The organism is Vibrio sp. 1731 (genome assembly GCF_033339955.1).
Taxonomy (GTDB): domain Bacteria; phylum Pseudomonadota; class Gammaproteobacteria; order Enterobacterales; family Vibrionaceae; genus Vibrio; species Vibrio alginolyticus.
The window spans coordinates 38,451-59,408 of sequence record NZ_JAWOVO010000025.1; the positions used below are offsets into that span (position 1 = coordinate 38,451).

At 40.7% G+C, this 20,958-nt stretch carries 24 protein-coding genes and 1 pseudogene; 2 read left to right on the plus strand and 23 right to left on the minus strand.

The window, feature by feature from the left end; genetic code table 11:
* Positions 1 to 48: 48 nt before the first annotated feature.
* The 23 genes and pseudogenes from R7035_RS21420 to R7035_RS21535 form a co-directional block, all read right to left on the minus strand.
* A complete protein-coding gene (locus R7035_RS21420; RefSeq protein ID WP_318146262.1) occupies positions 49 to 1,707 on the minus strand; it encodes an autotransporter assembly complex family protein in 1,659 nt (552 codons plus the stop codon).
* A 336-nt stretch (positions 1,708 to 2,043) separates the two neighbouring features.
* Positions 2,044 to 2,508 (minus strand): DUF2846 domain-containing protein, encoded by a 465-nt coding sequence (locus R7035_RS21425; protein ID WP_005377099.1) that lies wholly within the window; start codon positions 2,506 to 2,508, stop codon positions 2,044 to 2,046.
* 169 nt (positions 2,509 to 2,677) lie between these two features.
* Entirely contained in the window at positions 2,678 to 3,304 is a 627-nt protein-coding gene (locus R7035_RS21430) for a LysE family translocator (protein ID WP_005377098.1), read from the minus strand.
* Between the two features lie 327 nt (positions 3,305 to 3,631).
* Positions 3,632 to 4,258 (minus strand): LysE family translocator, encoded by a 627-nt coding sequence (locus R7035_RS21435; RefSeq protein WP_132937089.1) that lies wholly within the window; start codon positions 4,256 to 4,258, stop codon positions 3,632 to 3,634.
* A gap of 129 nt (positions 4,259 to 4,387) precedes the next feature.
* Entirely contained in the window at positions 4,388 to 4,741 is a 354-nt protein-coding gene (locus tag R7035_RS21440) for a DUF1428 domain-containing protein (protein ID WP_017821465.1), read from the minus strand.
* 97 nt (positions 4,742 to 4,838) lie between these two features.
* A complete protein-coding gene (locus R7035_RS21445; RefSeq protein WP_053306983.1) occupies positions 4,839 to 5,444 on the minus strand; it encodes a hypothetical protein in 606 nt (201 codons plus the stop codon).
* 81 nt (positions 5,445 to 5,525) lie between these two features.
* The gene (locus tag R7035_RS21450) at positions 5,526 to 5,822 is read right to left on the minus strand and encodes an antibiotic biosynthesis monooxygenase family protein (protein ID WP_025768092.1); all 297 of its coding nucleotides are present in this window, start codon (positions 5,820 to 5,822) and stop codon (positions 5,526 to 5,528) included.
* 143 nt (positions 5,823 to 5,965) lie between these two features.
* Positions 5,966 to 6,253, minus strand: coding sequence for a putative quinol monooxygenase (locus R7035_RS21455; protein ID WP_005377083.1), 288 nt, complete (start codon positions 6,251 to 6,253; stop codon positions 5,966 to 5,968).
* 137 nt (positions 6,254 to 6,390) lie between these two features.
* Complete coding sequence (locus R7035_RS21460) at positions 6,391 to 7,032, minus strand: alanine--tRNA ligase-related protein (RefSeq protein ID WP_005377082.1); 642 nt, start codon at positions 7,030 to 7,032, stop codon at positions 6,391 to 6,393.
* Positions 7,033 to 7,174: 142 nt separating this feature from the next.
* Positions 7,175 to 7,720: a GNAT family N-acetyltransferase gene (locus R7035_RS21465; RefSeq protein ID WP_064368477.1), complete on the minus strand. Its 546-nt coding sequence runs from the start codon at positions 7,718 to 7,720 to the stop codon at positions 7,175 to 7,177.
* 253 nt (positions 7,721 to 7,973) lie between these two features.
* On the minus strand, positions 7,974 to 8,537 hold the full coding sequence (locus tag R7035_RS21470; RefSeq protein WP_047102727.1) for a sugar O-acetyltransferase: 564 nt from the start codon (positions 8,535 to 8,537) through the stop codon (positions 7,974 to 7,976).
* Positions 8,538 to 8,680: 143 nt separating this feature from the next.
* The gene (locus tag R7035_RS21475; RefSeq protein ID WP_132937088.1) at positions 8,681 to 9,094 is read right to left on the minus strand and encodes an RDD family protein; all 414 of its coding nucleotides are present in this window, start codon (positions 9,092 to 9,094) and stop codon (positions 8,681 to 8,683) included.
* 141 nt (positions 9,095 to 9,235) lie between these two features.
* Positions 9,236 to 9,844: a pyridoxamine 5'-phosphate oxidase family protein gene (locus tag R7035_RS21480; protein ID WP_065274601.1), complete on the minus strand. Its 609-nt coding sequence runs from the start codon at positions 9,842 to 9,844 to the stop codon at positions 9,236 to 9,238.
* A gap of 143 nt (positions 9,845 to 9,987) precedes the next feature.
* Positions 9,988 to 10,389, minus strand: a complete 402-nt coding sequence (locus R7035_RS21485) for a DUF2007 domain-containing protein (RefSeq protein ID WP_053306978.1) — start codon at positions 10,387 to 10,389, stop codon at positions 9,988 to 9,990.
* 560 nt (positions 10,390 to 10,949) lie between these two features.
* Positions 10,950 to 11,315, minus strand: coding sequence for a T6SS amidase immunity protein Tai4 family protein (locus R7035_RS21490; protein WP_053306977.1), 366 nt, complete (start codon positions 11,313 to 11,315; stop codon positions 10,950 to 10,952).
* A gap of 152 nt (positions 11,316 to 11,467) precedes the next feature.
* Positions 11,468 to 11,989 carry a GNAT family N-acetyltransferase gene (locus tag R7035_RS21495; protein ID WP_053350306.1) on the minus strand — a complete coding sequence of 174 codons (522 nt, stop codon included), beginning with the start codon at positions 11,987 to 11,989 and terminating at the stop codon, positions 11,468 to 11,470.
* A 142-nt stretch (positions 11,990 to 12,131) separates the two neighbouring features.
* Complete coding sequence (locus tag R7035_RS21500) at positions 12,132 to 12,503, minus strand: hypothetical protein (RefSeq protein WP_132937087.1); 372 nt, start codon at positions 12,501 to 12,503, stop codon at positions 12,132 to 12,134.
* A gap of 160 nt (positions 12,504 to 12,663) precedes the next feature.
* Positions 12,664 to 13,239, minus strand: a complete 576-nt coding sequence (locus tag R7035_RS21505) for a hypothetical protein (RefSeq protein ID WP_132937086.1) — start codon at positions 13,237 to 13,239, stop codon at positions 12,664 to 12,666.
* Positions 13,240 to 14,070: 831 nt separating this feature from the next.
* Positions 14,071 to 14,427 carry a DUF1801 domain-containing protein gene (locus tag R7035_RS21510; RefSeq protein ID WP_318146263.1) on the minus strand — a complete coding sequence of 119 codons (357 nt, stop codon included), beginning with the start codon at positions 14,425 to 14,427 and terminating at the stop codon, positions 14,071 to 14,073.
* A 112-nt stretch (positions 14,428 to 14,539) separates the two neighbouring features.
* Positions 14,540 to 15,484, minus strand: a complete 945-nt coding sequence (locus R7035_RS21515) for an FRG domain-containing protein (RefSeq protein ID WP_132937083.1) — start codon at positions 15,482 to 15,484, stop codon at positions 14,540 to 14,542.
* Positions 15,485 to 16,114: 630 nt separating this feature from the next.
* Entirely contained in the window at positions 16,115 to 16,492 is a 378-nt protein-coding gene (locus R7035_RS21525; protein WP_132937081.1) for a VOC family protein, read from the minus strand.
* A gap of 192 nt (positions 16,493 to 16,684) precedes the next feature.
* The gene (locus R7035_RS21530; protein WP_206959763.1) at positions 16,685 to 17,305 is read right to left on the minus strand and encodes an HNH endonuclease; all 621 of its coding nucleotides are present in this window, start codon (positions 17,303 to 17,305) and stop codon (positions 16,685 to 16,687) included.
* A gap of 132 nt (positions 17,306 to 17,437) precedes the next feature.
* A pseudogene (locus R7035_RS21535) lies at positions 17,438 to 17,914 on the minus strand (GNAT family N-acetyltransferase).
* Positions 17,915 to 18,931: 1,017 nt separating this feature from the next.
* Between R7035_RS21535 and R7035_RS21540 the strand changes: the two are divergent.
* Entirely contained in the window at positions 18,932 to 19,570 is a 639-nt protein-coding gene (locus R7035_RS21540; RefSeq protein ID WP_318146264.1) for a chromosome segregation ATPase, read from the plus strand.
* Complete coding sequence (locus tag R7035_RS21545; protein ID WP_318146265.1) at positions 19,560 to 20,891, plus strand: relaxase/mobilization nuclease domain-containing protein; 1,332 nt, start codon at positions 19,560 to 19,562, stop codon at positions 20,889 to 20,891. Before R7035_RS21540 ends, R7035_RS21545 begins: the two co-directional genes overlap by 11 nt.
* Positions 20,892 to 20,958: the final 67 nt, after the last annotated feature.

The following is a 20,958-nucleotide window of genomic DNA, read 5'->3' on the forward strand; positions in this document are numbered from 1 at the left end:
CTTAAAAAGGCTTTCTATCTGCAAGGATGAGAGTTTTTTTAATGCCCGCTAAAACTGCGTGCCTAGCGAAAAGTGAACGCGGAATTGGTCTCCTTGCGGAGCATCTAAACCATAAGCAACGTCCACTTTGACAGGCACGTATTTTGAGTTCCATATCAAACTCAACCCTGTACCACTTTTCCAATCCACCCTATCATTGAAGGCATCACCAACATCATAAAATGCCCCAAGCCACAATTGGCGGTAGACCTGATATTGATATTCCAGCCCAACAGTAAACATGTAACGAGCACCCATTAGATCGCCATTTTCATCTCTCGGAGAGATAGACTCATAACCATAACCACGAAGATTGCCATCACCTCCTGCAAAGAAACGTAATGATGATGGAATATCGCTCAGAGTGTCAGCGACATTAATGCCAACATTAGAACGAAAGTGAAACTTGTGTTTTTCACTAATGTCCCAAGACAGAACACTATTACCCTCAATACGCAGCAAACGAGAATCCGAGAAAAAATTAGGGTCTGAGTATTCCAATGAGTAAACGTGACGGTGCCTTACTTCTAATTGATCGTTCTTGCGATCAAGCAGTGAAAATGTCACCCCCGGTAATAACAACTGTGATTCGTTATTCTCCGACGCTTGTCGATAACTCTCTTGCAAATAACGAACGTGCATGGTGCTTTGCCAATCACTGTCTAACTGCCAGTGCTTTTCAAACGATAAATCATTAGAAAAACTCGATGTATCTCGATAATCGACATGCTTAGATTCAAACTGAATCCCGTAGTAATCCGTTAGAACATTTTTGGTGGGAATTTTATAACCTAGTAATAGCGATTGTTCCGGTTTGGAAGCGTACGCTTGTGCCTCAAAACTGTGTCCACGTGCGTTATACCAAGGCTTGGTCCAGTTTAGCGAAGCGCGTAATCCCAAGTCTGTCGAATACCCTCCACCGACTTGCACAATATTGCGTGAATTCGGCTCTGCGAGCACTTCTATCGGCACCTTATGACCATCGGATATCTCCTCGAAATTCGCTTTCACAATCACACTGCGAAACCAATCAGTACTGGAAAGATCGGCCTGATATTGACTCGATTTCAAAGTATCAAAATCGTCGCCCCGTTCAAATGTTCTCATCGCTTCTATTCGTGCCGTTTCGATACCCGACGTAAGGACAGAGAGCTCTCCAAATTGGTAACGAGAACCACTAGAGAAATGCAGATTCACATGGGCTTGATTCAAACTTGGAATGACTTCCAAAGACGATTCGATAAAACGTCCATCTAAGTAACCTTTTTGCTGAGCCAATGAAATCAAGTTTCGTTTTAGCGTGTCGTACTCAGAATGAAGCAACGGCTGCCCTTGTTTAAGTTGAGCTTGATTAATTAGTTCGATGAAATCTTGATCGTTACTGGCCTCTCCCGACACAGCAATATTAGATTTTTTGACCAACATAACCTCCCCCGCGTCAACCTCAAGCGTGATGAGATCATTCTCTGATCTCTGAACATTGAGCTCGGAATGATAGTAGCCATAAGGGTTTAACGCATTATTAACCATCTGCGTTAGTCGATTTGAGGTAATGTTTGAAACAGAGAGTTTCGTTAGTGGTGTAAGGTGACTTTCAAGATTTTTCTCTAATATTGGTGTTAGCCCTTTGATTTTAAATTGCGCTCCGAGTGCATGATGTAAAGGCATAGAAGCTAAAACTGATATACCTATTATTTGTTTAATGAGAGGAGACACACCGCTACCTAGTTTAGCAATACACTCGACAAGGTTAATGATGGAATGGCATATCAGTTAATCGCGTTTGTAGGATTGCTCCCTACGAAATCCTCTCGAAAATTCACGTTTCACAAGTAGATTCTTTGAACAATAAGTGGGCTCAAGCTAGGAGGTGGCAAATCATGCGGTCTGAAATAGGTATACTGTTTGCCAAAAATACAAAACCCAACGCTGAATGGATCTCATCAAGCGTTGGGTTACATTGATAATGTGTTTTTTAATCTAAAAAGCGGTCTGTTTGTAAAACTAGATCGAAGAACAGTTTCCTTTTTCTGCCATGTCGACTTTTAGTACTTCTGCTTTACCTTTGCTTTCGTCTACGAGTTCTACGCCCGCACCACCAACAAATACACCCATTTTAATGTATTGATTAACGAAATAATTACGGCCCTCTTCCGTTAAGATAGTTAAGTGATTTTCAGAAAACTCAGACTCTGTACTTACTTGATGTTCTTTATTGCCTTCGACCTCATGGTAGAAGAATACACCAGGAGCGGTTTCACCAATACATTCCCCATCGACGTAAACATACTTTTTAAGCGCTGCTCCGACAAAAGCATCTTCTCGGTAAATGTAAATCCCTGCGTTCCCCTTTTGAGGTGCTTCAAATGATTTCATTTGATTTGATACTGTCGAATCAACAGTAGGAACAGAAGCACAACCTGACAAACCCAAAAGGAATGCGGAACACAGAATTACTTTATTTTTCATGTTATTAACCTAGCTACGATAAAATCGCGCCAACCATACTATAAATAAATACGTTCACTTATTGGTATTTTTGAAATTTGTGATTCAACCTATGCAATAGCACTCATTTAGCGTATAGATTGAGCAAACATTAGCCATATAATAATCACGAGAATAAAATGCCCTGTATCTAACGATCACTAAATGCCACTTTACTCGCTAGACTGATAAGTAGAATACCTGAAACACCTTCAAGAGTTCTTGAATAACGCTGAGAGTGTGGACGACTAAATACCCAATTACCCACAGAGGCGTACAAAACGTTACATGTCGTCGCAAGTACGCTGAACAGCAAGCCAAGTACTAATAATTGCATTGATGTTGAGCTTGCAGACGTATCAATAAATTGAGGCAGAAACGAGAGAAAGAATAGCGCTACTTTTGGATTCAAGACGCTGACGATAACCCCCTGAACAAACACATTTTTATTATTATCAACATTTTTGTTTTCAACGATTTTACTTTCTCCACGCCACATAGACAGTAATGACTGAACACCTAAATAAACTAGGTAAGCGGCCCCTAACCATTTAACAACGCTAAAAGCCAAAGATGAACTCAGAATTATTGCTGACAAACCTAAACATGCCGCTAGTGTATGAAAAAAGTAACCAACACCAAGCCCCAGAGCCGCTTTCAGCCCAGCAGATAATTTACCTTTCATTGTATTGGAAACAATATAAATTACATCAGGTCCAGGAATCATGTTGATAGCGAGACAAGCGACAACAAATAATAATAGTGAGTTTGAATCCATTCTTTTCTCCAAATTAACGTCTTGCGGGATAACATTTCCTCGAACTACAAGTAATGCAACGTCCAGGTTTCAATTGGTTATATTTAGTATTAACAACACGTTACTAATACTACAGCACTGCACGAAGAGCACAATCATGAACAGTGATACGAATTAAATTATGGGCCTTTGTTAGCCCTTTGAATGATAATATTTAGCATCGTTTGGTTATAAGCTTTTTCCAGCCAGAAGCTCTTATGGAAGTTAACATATCGGCTACTTAGTATACTTAATAGACCGTCAAATAAGATAGATTATCTATTCTTATTTCTTCAAGCCTTTTGTGCTTCATTTTCCTGCCTCACTAAGCAGCAACTTAATACTTGCTACACCAAAAAATAACGCGAACACGCCTTCAAAAACTGCTTTGGATCTGAGATAGGTTTGTCTGACCTTTTTATGCGCGAAAAGAAAAGCATAGCCAAAGAAAACCAAAGCACTAACCAGCCCCACAACAAAAATGACCGACAACAATTCCAACGGACTGGCCGTAGGAGGAACCCCTATCGAATAAAGCGCACCGAAAAACAGAATAGCCTTTGGGTTAGTTAAGTGAATTAACACTCCGGTTAAGTAGTTACCCTTCTTTGTCGTTACGTATATTTTGGGTAACTTTAGCTGCTCGATGTTGCAGGCAGAATGTACGGACTTTAAAGCCAAATATAAAAGATAAAATGCCCCACAATATCTAAGAATTTCAAAAAGCCAAACATTGCTATAGAGTATGGTTGCGAGACCAAAAGCGGCTGAGGTTGACCAAAATAAAGACCCCGTTAAAACACCTGCAGCCAAATACCCACCAAAGCGTCGACCGTGGTTCATTGACGTGCCTGCTATCGCAAGAGTCGCAGGTCCGGGGCTAGCGATGGCAGCGATAGCTGATACGACAATCAGTGAATAACTTATCTCTTCCATTTTTACTCTAAGCCTCCAAATGGAGTTTTATCAACACTTATCGCGGAATACTCTATTGAACGTACATCAGAAGCGTAATACTGATTAAAACACCAAGTGTCACGAATCGAGTTGAGATTCTTTGGTATTTTACTGCTCCAAAATAACATCAAATCCGCCATAAATGAGACGCTTTCCATCAAAGGGCATTGGGTTATTGTCTGGACTCATTCGAGGATCACCCATGATCCGCTGCCACCCTGAGTCCCGAACTTCTTTTGAAGGCCACACTACCCACGAAAACACAACGGTTTCGTTGCTTTCAGCGTTAACTGCCATGGGAAATGATGTGATCTCACCATCTGGTACTTCACTCCCCCACGTCTCAACAACCTTTAAGGCCCCAAACTCCCTGAACATTTCTGCTGCTATTTTTGCGTGTGCGATATACTTTTCTTTATTCGCTGTCGGCACTGCAGCGACAAACCCATCAATGTATGACATAAGTAAACTCCTTTCATTGGAGTTATAACCATAGCTCAATAAAAAGAATGCACATGATGTCAAACCATAGAAGCAGGTACGTAATACAGCTTGAGAGCTACATTCCTAGCTTGGACTTTATATGCATATTTGAAAGGTATGTGTTTGGATCAAGCTTGGTTAGCATATTTATAATCTCCAAAACACTCGAATACTCAATACGTTCCTCTTCAGCATGCCCGATCCCACCTATTGTAAAGTGAGTAAAGCGGTAATCACGATAAACGTTTTGCAGCTGGCTAGAAATATCTTTGAGTAATCTTTTACTGAGGGCGAATGCAGGGTATTCACTACTTTCTGAAAGCTCTGCTGTAGAGCCAATAGATACAATATTGCATTTATCGTTAAGTGAACCTAAAGCGTTAAGCTCATTGACTAAATTAAGATACCCAATCGGACCAACATTCATAAACTCAATCAGTTCGCTTGTTGTCAATTCTGAAGACTCTCCCCACATCGACGCCAAATAAACTATGATGTCAAACTCTACACCTTTGAAGCACGTATAATCTGGCTTTTTACCGGGATCAACGTCAATACAAACAGAAGCGACTCCCTCCTCAACTAGCTTTGATCTAGAAACCGCATAAATTTCTGTACCCTGTAAGTTCGTAGCCAAGAACCTTCCTAGCCCCTTACTACCTCCAACAATTAAAATCTGCATAACCCTATTCCTTGATTAAGGTTGTCTTTCATATTGTCCGTCAAACTGTTCATTAGGCATCACTTTAACGTTTCTATTGCCCTACTTAGTTCTATCTTCAATTTCATCGAATGGTTCAACTGAAATACGCTCTGCAATTTCACTCATCTTCTTCATTTTTTCTGGGTTACTAGTTCCCCAAAACCGCTCCCAGTCTTCACGTGTTCGCCACTTGGCAATAGTTAAAACCTTTTCCGGTACATCGTAAGAACGAAGCATAAAACTACCAAGCGCCCCATCTACTGACTGATGAATTGAATCTGTCGTCGAACGCCATATATTTTGAAACTCATCCATTTTTTCACTTGGCACACGCCATTCATACACAACTCTAAACATAACACTTCCATTAAAATTTCTAGATTTAATACGGCAAAGTATCAGGAACACTAAGCCAGGTTAATAGATGAATAAAGCAACATAGTAGAGCGTAGAACAACCTAAAAAACAAAGCGTAAACGCTCTAAATCACTCCGATTCGATTAGTCATGCACACATTCAAAGATTTCGTATTGACGTTTAACATTGGCAGTTACTTTTCCCCAATGTGAGGCTTGAACTCTTTCCTGATGTTGCTTAAAAGAGGCTTTGTCGACGAACTCCTCATAGACATCAAAACGAAAAGGATTAGTCGAGCTTTGAGTCACAAGAAAAGTAAGGCAGCCCGGCTCTTCTAACGTGAGCCTTTTGTGAGTTATTAACGCATGTTTTACTAATTCTAAATCCTTTTCCGGAACTAAAATAAAGCCTTTCAATGTTACTTTCGACATATCATCCTCTCGCCCCTGTAACCTTTCGTTAAGAAGTAGCCAACACGCCCTCAATCTCAACCATCATATCGCAAATGTGAATCTCACATGAATTAAAATGCCACGTGTTAGGAATCTATTTCTAATGCCCTATCGACTTACGAGCATAAGGTTATCTCTACCCTTTCTTTGCCTTTACCGATGTTCTTGCGTTTTAATTGAATTTGGCCGACTTCTGATGTGCGCTTTAAATGAGTGCCACCGCAAGGTACTTGCGCAAACCCATCCACTCTCCAATACCTTCTTTCGCTCTCTTGATCGGAAAAGTCACTAATAATAACTGAATCAGAGTTAATCAAATCTTGCACATCAGTTTCAATTTCTTTCAATAGCGGGCCAATACTTTCAGACCACTCGAAATCTATGCGACTCTTATTTTCAGAAATATGCGCGCCTATCTTAACAATGCCTTCCCGACGCTGATAAAACATCTCGAGCACCACTTCAGCCGCAAAGTGTAGCTTCATTAAGGCGTATCTACGCTTCCAATCAATATTCGTAGTTACAATGTCACCAAGAGTAAAATTGGGAGAGGATTCCAATGTGTAAATAAGTCGAACACCTAGCTTTTGAGCAATCAAAACCGGAATACCATTAATCGTTCCTTTATCACTCTCTTGGCCTCCAGACTCTGCAAAGAAGATAGTCTGGTCCAATTCAACCTTATTTCCGTCTACATTGGTCACTCTTGAGTTAAGTTCTGTTTGGTAGGGATTAACCCAAAATAATTTCTCGCTCATGCTGCTATCCTTGCAGTAAGTCCTATCCTTGATAGTACATTCAGTGACCACCAAGTCAATTCAAGAAACTTCGCCGTCAAGTGTAAGGCTGTGTATTGAGTACGAGCAGGCTAGATCTATTAGATGCTTTTAAGGCTGGGTACTAAACGCTGTCCAGGGGTTTAGCTAACAACCCGTAAATAGCTGAATCTGAGACTACTCCATTCACTTCCCAACGCTGCCTAAGGAAACCTTCCTTTATAAAACCTAACCGTTCCAAGACTTTACCTGAAGAAGCATTGTCTGGATCTATCTCAGCCTCGATTCGACGTAGATTCAGTGTTTTGAATGCGTGTTCGATTAATGCAGTTCCCGCCTCTAATACCATGCCTTTACCCCAGAAATGACGACTCACGCCAAAGCCAATCTCTGCGCGCCTAGACTCTTTCACGTGATTAAACAGCATTATCTTACCCAGAAGTTGGCCATTGCTCTTTAGGAAGATGCCTAGTGTCACTTCTGTATTGCTATTCATGGCCTGTGTACTCTTGGCTATAAATGTCCGCGCTTCTTCAATTGAAACCCAAGGGCCAGAGTTCCAATATTTCATGACCTCATGGTCTGAGAAGATGTCAAACAATTCGCTTGCATCATCTTCAACTAGCTCTCTTAGAATTAATCGTTCCGTTTCAATCTTTGTTACTAACATTTAGGAGTCAGCCTTTTGGTTTGTTATTGGTGACGAAAATCCAATAAAAGTATGAGACACGTAATACAAATGATTTCGTATGAGACTTTTAAACAAGCTCAACGCACGGTAAAAGCGCCACGTGTAACGACTCTATATTGAAGCAAATTTTAGACATTCAAGTGCGTCAACAAGTAACCGTTGAACGCATCAAAGCTTGGGGTGAGTTGATCATAAGTCCTAAACTCAGGCTCAAAATAGTCCATATACTTTATTATCGCTTAGTGACGATTTCCTTCAGTACTCTGGCTGGGTTGCCACCAACAACGACATTGTCTCTAAAACTCTTTGTAACGACTGCGCCAGAGGCTACCACCACGTTGTTCCCAAGTGTTACGCCAGGGTTGATTACGGCATGGCCACCTATCCAACAATTGTCACCAATGTTTATGGGCTTTGCTAGCTCTAAACCACTGTTCCTCTCGATAGGATCTAAGGGATGAGTCGCAGTATAAATGCCAACTTGAGGCCCAAGTAAACAGTTATCACCAAACTTAACTTCCGCAACATCCAAAATCACACAACCAAAATTAGCGTAAAAATTATCTCCAACGTGAATGTTGGATCCGTAGTCGCAATTGAAAGAAGATTCAACATGAATATCGTCACCTGTTGTGCCGAACAAGCGCTTAGTTATTTGAACTCGCTTTTGTTTATGCTCAACAGACGTGGCATTCAATTTTTCAGTTAGTAACCTAGCGCTCAACCTTAACTTTAATAACTCTTCATCACTTGGGTCATAAAGCTCACCTGCTAACATTTTCTCTTTTTCTGACATAAAACTTGGACTCCAATACCAATTTTCTTACAACGCTACATTAAGTATGTGAGTAACGCTACCACCTAAACGAGGTTATTTCACCACGAAAACAAAGCCCAACTTGAACCCAAGTCCTCAGCGCTATCAATTTTTTCAACAAGTTAGTGAACTACCACCACCGTTCTCACTAACTTATCACCGAGCCGTTGCCTCTTTTTACCAAGAATGAAAATTGAGTCAATAAAACCGAAGAATGGAGTAATAACATTTCGAAAGAGCGACTGAAAAATATTGCACTTTTTACCCGTTCTTGCACTTATAACTGCAATGCCCAAAAGTTTTTTACCCACACTTTGACCATTTGGTAAACAATCAGAAAAAAGGTAATACGATACAGTCGCAGTTACTGCTGTAGCGCGCACAAGCTCTTTTTCAATACCGATTTCTAAGCCGATCCATAAAACGAGAGTAAAAATGCTAAAACTGACAAAAAGATCAATCATTTGTCCAACACACCTAGCTCCCGGACTAGCCAAAACGTGATTTTCTAGAGTAAATTTTTCTGCATTTTTCATTTTAAAATTTGGACTAACAATTGCTTATTGGTGAACTAACATTATTGAGACAGTAACATCCCCACTAAACCTAATCCATACTTCCGCAGAGCACGGTCGAACCTGATTTTTCTATCTTTTCAATATATTACCACGCTTGTTCTAAAGGCTAGATTGGTAATATTTCAACATCTCTTCTTGATTAAGCGCTTTACTTTCTAACTTTTGTTGATCTTTAAAGATTTGAGCTAATGAAGGGAGAATTGAGCGATTTACTTTATAGTCATCAGACCAAAGTTTCCCTCTCATCACCGCTTTTGCACAATGAAAGTACATACTCTCTATGACTATTTTGATAACAACCTTAGGATCTTTACTTCCATCGGGGCAAGCAGATATCAAGTTGGCGTCGGTGTGAATACTTGCGATTCCTTTAATACGGAGCACTTCATCAATACCATTTACCATCAATAACAACCCTACCTTGGGGTTACTAATGATATTTTTTAGACTATCGATACGATTGTTCCCCGAGCTATCAGGGAGCAACAATGTTGATTCATCTAAAACTTTTACGAAGCCAGGCTCTCCTCCTTTAGGAGAGAGATCGATATACCCTTGTGAATCAGCGGTACTTAGAACTGCAAAATGGCAATTATTAATTAATGTAATCGCATGAACATCCAGCACAGGCAGAGCTTTATTTTTAGCTCTCGCACTTGGCTCTGCGTAAATTTCTTTTAACTGCTCTATTGTGTTAATTTCACTCATTCAATGTTATTCCTTCACTATCGTATAATACTTTGCTTGTAAGCAAGCAGTAACTCTGACTTCTTGTATAGGCACTAGACCTAACTCATCGTAAAAATACTACGAGTACAAGTTATCTCTTTAATGCCTTGTTATCTAAAGATTTAAAGTTTTTCACTAAACTCCCCACACTGCTTACACTTATAACCATGCTTGTAAAAAAACAGTGGAAAACCCAGTAAAATAAAAACTAAGAAAGCTGGGCGTTTACCTTTTGTAAATGCAAATAGATCTTTACTACCACATTTAGGGCAAACGTCTTTTTCTTCATCAACGTCAACTTCATTTCCCAATGATTCTGAGAAATCGCTACTAAGTATTTTTTTCGCATCTTCTGCATCACTTTCGGCCACCATCAGACGGACGCCGCCAATTGCATTTGAATAAAGCCACTGAGTATTTACCGTGTGCTCGTCAGCGATGTAACTTTCTATTCCGACACTATCTAGGCTTGCTCTCGCAATATGAGCTTCATGAGGAAAAGAAAACCTTGCTACTACAATCACATATTACTCCTTGTGGGAAAGCGCTCTCGTAACGTATAAGAAACGCTAATTGGAAATGCCATGTATGGTACGCTAGCCTGAACCGTTTGTTGTACCTAATCACCCAACCACAACTATTGAAACTACATCGACATCAAAACCATATGAAAAAATAACGGCAAACAAACAGCCACATGAGCCATGTCGGTGCTTGATACATTTTTCAACTTTATCACGAGCACGACCATAACCCACACTGTAGCGGACGCTAAGCCTAGATAATTATCTAAGTCATTGTAATAATCATACTTATCAAGGAAAGATAGAAAATTACTCTCTTTAGTTTCCACCGCCTTTCTAAGCACCTCATTTGCAATTGAGCAATAGTATTTCGAGAAACTCAGGAGAGTAAACTGAACGAGTGTTGCTACTATTAAAAATATCTTCATATTTACATCACCGCATAATGCCCCGCTAAGAGATGAGTAATTCAATACAGAAGCCACTAAAAATCATCTTAATCACTCAACGTATTGCGCCGTAAAAATACCACACGTTGCGAATCAACTTTGAGCAGTTTGTTATAACTCTGATTTCGCATTAATGTATAGCTTATGAACATCGTCTGAATTAGAAAAGTCTATACAGTAGGCCAATTTGATCACGTTACCATTTTTTGATTTGTAAATAGCCATATCATATTTTTCCAATAGCTCGCTAACCCCAAAGAATGACTCCAAAGGAAGCTCGGAAAACTCTCTGTAGCCTTGCATCGCCGTTATCGCATCTTTCGCAACAGCTGATCCTTTGTAATTAGTCGCAATGCAAGATGAGAGAGCGAAGTTTTTAAACAGTTGCTCATCGCTTTGAATACTTAGTGGATTCGCGGCCTCTCCTACACTACAAAGAGCAATACTTATGCTGGTTACTAGTACTCTACATTTCATAAATTAAACCTTTTGCTTCCTAAGAGTTACAGCACATTATTAAGGAGTGAGTATCACAATACAAAACTGCCCTACATCACTTAAATCAACTCATAGTGAAAATGCCATGTGTAACCACTCTTGTTGTGAACCAATTATTAGCCCACTACAGACTAATACATATACCCTAACCAATCTATATGACCAAAAGCCCAAGTTTTTCCGCTGATAGGTTTAACATATAAATCATCTAGTTGCTCTACAGCAACACCGTAATTTTTATGTTCGTGAACTCGCAACCAAGAACTTAGAGAGTTAAGGCGCTGATAACCATTAGCCAGATAAAAACGCTCCAAAACGGAGACTAAAATGATGAAGTCGACATCTTTAGTGGACGCATACTCGCTGAGTTGAGACAACATTGTTGTGCCAATACCTTGTCTTTGAACTGTGCTCTCGACGCAAAAGTCACTCACACCTAATACTTTATAAATTTCATCACCAACGCGAACAACTCTGTAGTCTAATCCCATGTAACCAACTAACTGATCACCTTCGTAATTCAGAACTCTCATATGCGGGAGTTGCTTATAGTAAGAGCGAGTAACTTGGTGTTCAGGAAACGACTTGTTTCTAAGAGCTTCAATTGCATTATGCTGCGCTTTAGATAACTCGATTTCTGGGTAAATATCCATATTTGACCTTTGAGTATTAATGACCTTTTGGAGTTGAGCAACGCAATACAAAAGCCGCCGCATAACGCCTTAAACACGAAAACCAACGCATAGTAAAAATGCCACGCGTTGCGAATCGCTATTGAACAGTTTGTTATGCTAATTACTCCAGTTGCCAAATCTCTGTAGATTTAAATGCATACATATACAGCGGGTACAGGTAAACAAGCATCAGTCCCATCCCTGTAACAAAAAAGAACAAGGTTCCTGGACTTAGATAAGTCAGTAAGAAGAACACACTAAATATTGCAATGCCCAGCATAGCAAGTGCATTTATCCCAAAGATGATGATCGCTAGCACTTTGCTACCGACGGCAACTCGATAACTAAAGCCGTAAAAGCTGACAAGAGATATTGCGGATACAAATGAGCCTATAAATGCTCCAATATTTAACTCTTTAAAAAATGGGAGTTGAAGAATGCTTAAAACCGTTAAGAAACACATTACCCAGAATACAAACTTCCACTTTTTCACGAATCTTCCTCATTCGTAGAACGCCCACGTAAGTGGAGAGCACCGCGACCACAACACTCAACCATTACACCGTAAACACTAAAACCAATTCAAACCAAAACCGCCAAGCATTACGAATCCGTCTTAAAGCGGTTGTTAGACGTCTTGAACTCACTGATAACTACCATACTCTCCACCATGGTTTACGTTCTAAATTAAACACATTATTGGCGAGTTGGTTTAGCTTTATAGCCTGACTTTCAGACAAATAGAACCAGATACTGGCTTGTCCATTATCCTTTGGATAGAAATCGAACCCCGGTTGGCGTAAATCGCTTAGTATAATTTCGATAGTTTTAGCATCAGCCCAATCATCGTCTATTTCAGGCTTTAGCAACCTTTTAACACCATCAACTGAATATTGGAGCTCTGCATAATGTTCTTCTAGGTTTACAGTATCTCGCAGCCCCTCTAAGTCCTTAGTTCTGCCTGTAATTCGATGGAACTGCTTTACTATTTCAATATAGGAACCATCCTCTTCAATCGCCTCTGCATCGAAATTCCACGCCTGATCACAAACAAACCGTCCCCATGGTTCTTCTTCAATCTCTATTCCGTATACAAAAAGAATTAAATCAAAAGGGTTCGATTCGTATTCTTCTCTAGAATATGAAAGGAGTAAATCGTTAATAGTCACACCTTTATTCAACGACAACCCTATGTCTGATAACTTCTCAATTTGTTCTTCGAGTTTCATTAGCTAATATTCCATTTCATAGACGCCTAACGCCGCGTTAAGTAGTGAGCAACGCAATACCTATGCTACCGCATACCACCGTAATCACGAAAATCAACGCATAGTAAAAATGCCCCGCGTTGCGAATCACTCTTTAGTAGTTTGTTAGTCACGAGGCACCGAGCGATAATTTTAAGCCAAACTAAACTTTGCGAACAACAAACTTTATGTGCTTTGATGCACTTAAGTCTGGCGTAGTCTCAAAGCGACTATTCAATGAAACCAATTGGAACAGCAAACGCCGCAGAAAACGGACTGATAACACCCAAAAAGCGCTTTTTGAAAACCAATCTAACAGTGCGGACTTTCAACAAAGTCACTGAAACCAAGTGGAATTTACAACACCAAAGAAAACGTCATTTCAGAGAGTAAATCGGCTTTTGTACCAACAAACTCACCGAGTGGCGTTGCAACCAAAAACAGACTCTTGATTGCCCTGCTCTGTCAGCACCGAAGTACAAAACAGCAGCTAGGACAGTTACAAAACTTTGGATTTGAAGCTGTTGAAACTGAGTTTTGACCATAGACGACACACCGGCGTATCAAACGATCATCAGCTAAATTTTAAGCTTAGAAACGTAATTTTGATTGCTAACTTTTTCTGGCGACTAACGCCGCGTTAAGGGGGGGGGGAAAGCGCCACCACCCGACTTAAACCATTATGCCATAAACACTAAAACTGATTAAAACCAAAAATGCCAAGCGTGGGGAATCCCTCTTGAACGCTTTGTTATGTGAATTTTTTCACGCGCCCAAAAGAGGCAAATTTTTACGCTGCTGATAAGTTAAAGCCTACTCTAAACAGGACTTGATTACTGTTTCTGGCAACACTTGCGATATGGACAGAACGATTGCTCTTTTTCCCTGAAACACCAGTTCTTCACCATACAATTCTCGAAATGTATCGACTAACTTAGTTTGGCAGTTAAAGAACAGGTAATAATTGTTAGGGGATTTCAGCTTCCAGTCCATTCTTAGCGGGCTGACTGTTTTTACACTATAGCTGGGTTCACCCCACTTTAGAGTTTCATCGACTTCACCCAGCTCCAAATCAGATGCGATTTGAAAGACTAGATTTCGTAGCTCCTCTAGCCTAATACGAGCATTTTCCGGATATTCCTCGAAGCGCTCTTTGACTACCTTGTTCACTGGAACCTTCTATTCACATAACGCCGTATTAAGGTGTGAGCAACGCTTGGCTATACTTGAGCTAAGCGAAACTGCCAAGCGTTGCGAATCACTCTTAAATGCTTTGTTAAGTTCATTTATTGTTATCGTGATATGCTCCATTGCTAAGCATCCGTTTGGTAAAAGCTGGTGTCGCTTTCCAGAGTAAATTTTCCGATTCACATTCGAGGCTACGATTTGCAAATTCAGCAGCACCAACAAGATCAGGAAAAAGAGAGCCGCTATGTATATTCATAACCGTTAAATGACGTAAAAACGCTTCTCTTTGCGTATTCGGTATTTCTATTTTGTAAAGAATTGGGGCCATCCCATTTAAGTCGATATTATTTTCAATAAACTCTTCTATATCTTCACCGTTTGGTATACGCGTAAACAAACCACTTTGACTAATTATTCTGGAGTTTTCATCAGTTAACCCTGAGAGCACCATAATAGTGTCAGATTCTTTTATTTCCTTATGACAGTACTCTGGCGAGTTAATAAAAATCTCCATCATCCCATCATGCGAATAAGCCCAAATAGCTCGGCAACCAGATTCATCTGGATCTGCTTCACTAAACGCAAAGTATGCTGAAACATAAGGATATAAAGTCCAGTCTAGGAGAGGGGTTGCTAAACCAAAATGTTGACCTAATGCCCACCATTCAGTATCTGACAATGTCTTAGGTAACTGTCCGCGACGACCTGTACACGCCTTTTTAAATGTGCTTATTAGCCTATCTAACACTTCATTTCTAGGATCTAGACTCAAATTCAGATTCCTTTCAACCAGATATATATTTTGCTCTGATAACCCCTTAGAAGGCTCTGCTTCATCTAGCTTTTTTAGGGCTAACCTATATTCACGATCGAATTTTGAACGTAACGGCCAATTGGAGCTTTTTTGTCCTCGAAAAACATATTCATTCCAATCAAGAAAGTCCTTTTCAATTAGTGCTTCAAGCTCATACCAATTATTGACTCGTACCGTCGCGAATGCTTTTCCACAATTCCAATCTGGAACTTTAATATTGCACATTTATTTACTCCGAATTAAATGAAACTTAACGCCTTGTTAAGGTGTGAGGCACGCAATACTGAAGCTCCCGCATAACACCTTAACCACTAAAACCAACGCATAGTAAAAATGCCAAGCGTGCCGAATCACTCTTGAACAACTTGTTATGAGACATTTTTTCGCAATAGATTCTTTCTGTGTTTTTGATACTGCCTACTCTTAAAAATCCAATCACTGCTTGCGAGAAATACCGCGCCAATGACAGTAACTAAGTAAAGCCGGTACGAAATAAAAGGCGACAAGTTCAAGTAAAAATCGTTTTGAACAAATGCAGTACCAAATACAAATGGTACACAGAAAGCTAATCCATGAGTAAGACAGTGTCTGAGAAAGCCTCCCTTTTGAATCTTTAGCCACTGAACCTGTTTTTTCCGTTCCATCTATTCCACTCTATTCTGCATTTTTCATGGTGGCTCATAACGCCGCGTTAAGGGTGAATGCCATACAAACCCACCTTCCGCAGACCACGTTCACCACAAAAACTCAACGCATAGTGAAAATGCCACGCGTTGCGAATCCCTCTTGAACAGTTTGTTATGTTGAAACTCAGCACGTGTTTTACATTAAACTTTTACCGCATTTTCAACTGCATCAAGACTTCCAGGTGTCAAAGACAGCCTCAATATTATGACCATCTGGATCATGAACGAAGCATGCATAATAGTTCTCGGTATAGTGAGGTCGCGGTCCTGGAGCTCCGTTGTCTCGCGCTCCTGCTGAAATAGCTGAGTCATAAAACTCTCGAACCTTTTGCTGACTCGCCACACGAAAGGCAATATGAAAGCTCGTTAAAGCACCCTCAGCCTTAGCACTACAGATCTCGAATAAGAAGCCCTTACCGAGGTCGAAAGCCCAAAATTTACCTTTTCCACCAAATGCAATTTTGTACCCTAGTGGACTAAAAGCTTCTTCATAAAACTTCCGGCTTCTTTCTAAATCACTAACGGGAATTGTAACGTGATCAATCATGTATATACCTAAGATATTGTGTGGAACAAGAGATTAGCTGAATACCTGTGGGCTTTGAAGCACTATTTAACATAACGCCCTGTTAAGGGGTGAGCAACGCAATACTCAAGCCGCCGCATACCACCACCTTAAACACTAAAACCAACGCATAGTGAAAATGCCACGCGTTGCGAATCCCTCTGAAACAGATTGTTAGGCTATGTTTTCCTCGAACCAAAAGTCATGTTGATTCAATTGAATGTCAAATCCACTTTTGGATAAAAAGTTAATCTGCTCTCGATTGAACTCTACTCCGTGCTCTTTTTTGAACTCCCTCATTTGACATAAAAACCTAAACTCCTCAATGTCTTTAGTTCCTTTTGAGGAATTACAGGTTTTACAACACGGAAATAAATTTGAGAATTCTGTTTTACCTCCTCGAGACTCGGGGAAAAAATGATCAACAGTTAGCGTTTCAAGCGTTAATCCAACCCCGCAGTAGTAGCAAAAACCGGAGGTTTTGCTAAAAACATCCGACCTATACTTTTTCACGGCGCTCTTTCTGTCATTTGGTTTAACAGTATGGTCGAGGAAATCTGGATCTACTTTGTTTTCATCAAACAAATGAATGTACTTTTCATCAATCTCCCAAGGACCGTCATAAGAAAAAGCTCTTGCTAAAATTTTGCAAGCGTTTCGAGAACATCCGACAACGGTGTAGTTTATACCCTGCTCATTTTCATACCACCCTTCAACCTGAGACATAAAACCCCCATGAACTGGACAGCATCCTTTATTAAGCCTATTTAAGCGCTCTTCTACTTTCTTTCTCATTGCTTCCTCGGAGCCTAACGCCCTGTTAAGGGGTTAGCAACGCAATACCGAAGGTTCCGCATAACACCTTAACCACTAAAACCAACGCATGGTAAAAATGCCACGCGTGCCGAATCACTCTTAAACAGTTTGTTAGGTGCGTAGCCAAAGTTGGTAAAAGTCTGTTTCATCGTGCTTGGGATTATTGCGCACGAACTCCCAACCATGGCGCTTATAGAATGTGAGAGCTCGATGGTTAGTTCGGCTTACTGAAAGTACAGCACGCAAACAACCCGCTTTACTCAACGTCCTTACAATATAATCCTGCAATTTTGCAGCGAGTCCTGAACCACGAAAATTCGGCTTTAAGTAAATGAGATGCACATAGCCAGTCTCCGGCTCGGGTGAAAAGCTACGAAACTCTAACTGCCCTGCAAACTGACCATCCACAAATATATGGATATAGAACCATCCTGATGCTGCTAACCGGTCTAATACTCATTCACGATACCCACTGATGAAGTCGTCGAAACCATCGTAATGCCCAAAACTACAAAAGTATGCATCTTTTCTCGCAGCAACGCACAATTCGAAATCATCAATGTTTATCTGCTGAAAAGTAATTTCCATACTTACCTTTTCCTTCAAGCACCTAACGCCCTGCTAAGGGGTGAGCAACGCAATACGAAAGCCACCGCAAACCACCTTAATCACCAAAATCAACGCATAGTAAAAATGCCACGCGTTGCGAATCCCTCTTGAGCAGTTTGTTAGTCGCGAGGCACCGAGCGACAATTTTAAGCCGAACCAAACTTTGCAAACAACAAACTTTATATGCTTTGATGCACTTAAATCAGGCGTAGTCTCAAAGCGACTACTCAATGAAACCACTTGGAACAAACAACGCCGTAGAAAACGGACTGACAACACCAAAAAACGCTTTTGGAAAACCAATCTCACAGTGCGGACTTTCAACAAAGTCACTGAAACCACGTGGAACTTACCACACCAGAGAAAACGTCATTTCAGCGAGTAAATCGGCTTTTGTACCCAGCAAGCTCACCGAGCGGAGTTGCAACCAAAAACAGACTCTCGATTGCCCTGCTCTTTCAGCACTAAAGAACAAAACAACCGCTAGGACACTTGCAAAACTTTGGACTTAAAACCGCTGAAACTGAGTTAGAACCATCGACGACGAGCCTGTGTACCAAACAATCATCAGCCAGATTTTGAGCTCATAAGTATGATTTTGACTGCTAGCTTTTTCTGGCGACTAACGCCCTGTTAAGGGGTGAACAACGCAATACCGATGCCGCCGCATACCACCTTAATCACTTAAACCAACGCATAGTGAAAATGCCACGCGTTGTGAATCCCTCTTGAACAGTTTGTTATATGCGTACTAGCACCCATCACCATACATACAACTTAAAGTAAACCAAGAAAGATGCTATGAGAATAAGACCACACCAAGCGAAAAATACGAAGGCTTTCGCCTCAGTTTCTGCCTCTTCCATATCGGGAAGTAAAGCCATGAAATAGCATCCGATTGGAACTAATTCGTAAACTGTCATTCGCTGCACATCTAGAAAACATAAACAAATACTATCGGCATTCATTGAAAGTCACAGCTATTCAGCAGATGAGTTGGCTACACTACTCGCAGGACTGTTACCCTCGCCGATTGAATCTGGGGTAGCCATCGCTTCACACCAAACCTTTATTTCAGAGCTTTCTCACGCTTTATATCTCCACCAACATCCCAATGACGCCGATAAAAATGAGCTGATGAATGCACGCAAGTTAATTCGTATCGTTCAGGCGAATTTTAAAAAACAACGAAAAAGTGACAAAGAGCTGTATTGCAAAGCAGTGAAAACCAATCTCACTGAAAGCGAATACCAGCAGTTACTTGAGGTCATGCACAGCTATAATTATAAATTAGTGAGTCGGTTCCTGAGAGAGGTCATAACTCAAAAACTCACAGTCAAACCTCAACGCAGTGATGAAATCACAGAGTACTTTAAGCAAACAAAGCGCATCGCCACAGTGATGGAGTCACTCATTGACGAAGGTAACCCTGCGTACGACCACGAAATAGCCCGTCAACTGGGTGATGCTCTGTATGAACTAAAACAGAACTTACAACTCACCCGAAATCTAGCTATCGACGCTCATAATTCTCAAACCGCCGAGCTGTTGGCCATGCAATTTTTGGACAGCCGTACGTTACGTGAGCTTTACCGCAACAAGCTAGAAGTGGAGAACGCCAGTAATGATATTTAAGGAATTACAATGTAAGAATGATAAACAAACGGTGCATGATGCCACGCAGTTAGTTCAATATAGTGCCAAGCAAAGTGATGATGTAACACTGCTGGTTGAATATTCTTCAAGTCGCTCAAAGGGTGACAAGCTCGGGGGAACATCGCAGTTTATCTGCGCCAACGAAATCGCTTCGGTTCCCCTGAATGCAAAGAACCAAGATGCCCGAGACATTGATTGGAGCCGTGCTATTGCTGAACTGCAAAGCGCTCACCTAGCTAACCCCAATACCAAACAGCCCTATCGCCATTTTGTTGTCTCCCTCGCAGAGGAGGAACAGTTACCCCACCATCAATGGCAGCAAACCATCAAAAAGCTGATGAATCATTTAGGATATGAGCATGCTCGTTATATCGCTTTTAAACACTCAGACACGGACAATGAGCATGTTCACATTCTCGTTTCAACAACCGATTTGCTGACAGGTAAAATCATTTCTAACTGGCAATCGCACCTCAACGCCCAAGAAATTATGAGGGAGCAAGAAGTTACGCTAGGGTTACAAACATTACAAAGCTCTGGGGAACTCCACTCAAGTTACGACACTGATGTACAAGGCGAAAAAGAGAAAACGGTGATTCGTATGATGAGAAGAAAAGTTGATACTGCAATTCGTATTCTCCCTTCTGCGTGCTCGTTGACTCAGTTTGAAATGGCATTGCTCAAACAAGGAATTGAAATAGAGCTAATACCAGACAAAACAAACTCTCGATTTAAAGGTATTGCTTATCGATTTCATCAATATCGCTTTGCAGCATCCTCGCTACGAAGTGGCAATAAGTATACATTAGGGAAACTGATTCAAAATGGCGTACTGAACGCTTCATGCCTTGAAATCACCAATTACAACAAGTACAAAATTGAAGTGGATCAAGCCATCATTCATTTTGAGACGATTCGGAAACAGGCGATTGAACACGCTGATAAACTCAAGAAACAACTAGAGGAATACGAGCATCAACAGTATCGTTACCTGCTGATCTCGTTTTCTCGTGCTCATGAAGCTGCTCTGCAAGCACATATGGAGTATTGGTTTGAATATGCAAAGCGTATATGTTCAACCCGTGACAAAGCGATTGTAAGAGCTATTTATGAGTGCGAACGGGGGATTTACAGTGCTGCTGGGACAATGAGCACACTATTCTACCACCTTTTAATCGCTATATTTGAACAAGCATTTAATCAAGACGCTAATCTGACAGTTGCGCCTGTAATTCAGAAAATGGCGGACAGTCTCGAGAAACAAAATGAGTTAAACCTTCAATCAACTTTAACCGTGTAACAACACTCAACTAGGCCGGGCTAAACTCGATTTAAGTGTATGATTCATAGACATCCTTTCAACTATA

Coding starts and splice junctions, on each gene's coding strand:
- R7035_RS21450 (WP_025768092.1), bottom strand. CDS start 5,822: ATGTTTAGAGTTGTGTATGAATGGCGTGTGCCAAGTGAAAAAATGGAT.
- R7035_RS21470 (WP_047102727.1), bottom strand. CDS start 8,537: ATGTCAGAAAAAGAGAAAATGTTAGCAGGTGAGCTTTATGACCCAAGT.
- R7035_RS21440 (WP_017821465.1), bottom strand. CDS start 4,741: ATGTCATACATTGATGGGTTTGTCGCTGCAGTGCCGACAGCGAATAAA.
- R7035_RS21420 (WP_318146262.1), bottom strand. CDS start 1,707: ATGCCTTTACATCATGCACTCGGAGCGCAATTTAAAATCAAAGGGCTA.
- R7035_RS21445 (WP_053306983.1), bottom strand. CDS start 5,444: ATGCAGATTTTAATTGTTGGAGGTAGTAAGGGGCTAGGAAGGTTCTTG.
- R7035_RS21435 (WP_132937089.1), bottom strand. CDS start 4,258: ATGGAAGAGATAAGTTATTCACTGATTGTCGTATCAGCTATCGCTGCC.
- R7035_RS21460 (WP_005377082.1), bottom strand. CDS start 7,032: ATGAGCGAGAAATTATTTTGGGTTAATCCCTACCAAACAGAACTTAAC.
- R7035_RS21475 (WP_132937088.1), bottom strand. CDS start 9,094: ATGAAAAATGCAGAAAAATTTACTCTAGAAAATCACGTTTTGGCTAGT.
- R7035_RS21480 (WP_065274601.1), bottom strand. CDS start 9,844: ATGAGTGAAATTAACACAATAGAGCAGTTAAAAGAAATTTACGCAGAG.
- R7035_RS21530 (WP_206959763.1), bottom strand. CDS start 17,305: ATGAGAAAGAAAGTAGAAGAGCGCTTAAATAGGCTTAATAAAGGATGC.
- R7035_RS21495 (WP_053350306.1), bottom strand. CDS start 11,989: ATGGATATTTACCCAGAAATCGAGTTATCTAAAGCGCAGCATAATGCA.
- R7035_RS21455 (WP_005377083.1), bottom strand. CDS start 6,253: ATGTCGAAAGTAACATTGAAAGGCTTTATTTTAGTTCCGGAAAAGGAT.
- R7035_RS21515 (WP_132937083.1), bottom strand. CDS start 15,484: ATGTGCAATATTAAAGTTCCAGATTGGAATTGTGGAAAAGCATTCGCG.
- R7035_RS21505 (WP_132937086.1), bottom strand. CDS start 13,239: ATGAAACTCGAAGAACAAATTGAGAAGTTATCAGACATAGGGTTGTCG.
- R7035_RS21430 (WP_005377098.1), bottom strand. CDS start 3,304: ATGGATTCAAACTCACTATTATTATTTGTTGTCGCTTGTCTCGCTATC.
- R7035_RS21545 (WP_318146265.1), top strand. CDS start 19,560: ATGATATTTAAGGAATTACAATGTAAGAATGATAAACAAACGGTGCAT.
- R7035_RS21465 (WP_064368477.1), bottom strand. CDS start 7,720: ATGTTAGTAACAAAGATTGAAACGGAACGATTAATTCTAAGAGAGCTA.
- R7035_RS21525 (WP_132937081.1), bottom strand. CDS start 16,492: ATGATTGATCACGTTACAATTCCCGTTAGTGATTTAGAAAGAAGCCGG.
- R7035_RS21425 (WP_005377099.1), bottom strand. CDS start 2,508: ATGAAAAATAAAGTAATTCTGTGTTCCGCATTCCTTTTGGGTTTGTCA.
- R7035_RS21490 (WP_053306977.1), bottom strand. CDS start 11,315: ATGAAATGTAGAGTACTAGTAACCAGCATAAGTATTGCTCTTTGTAGT.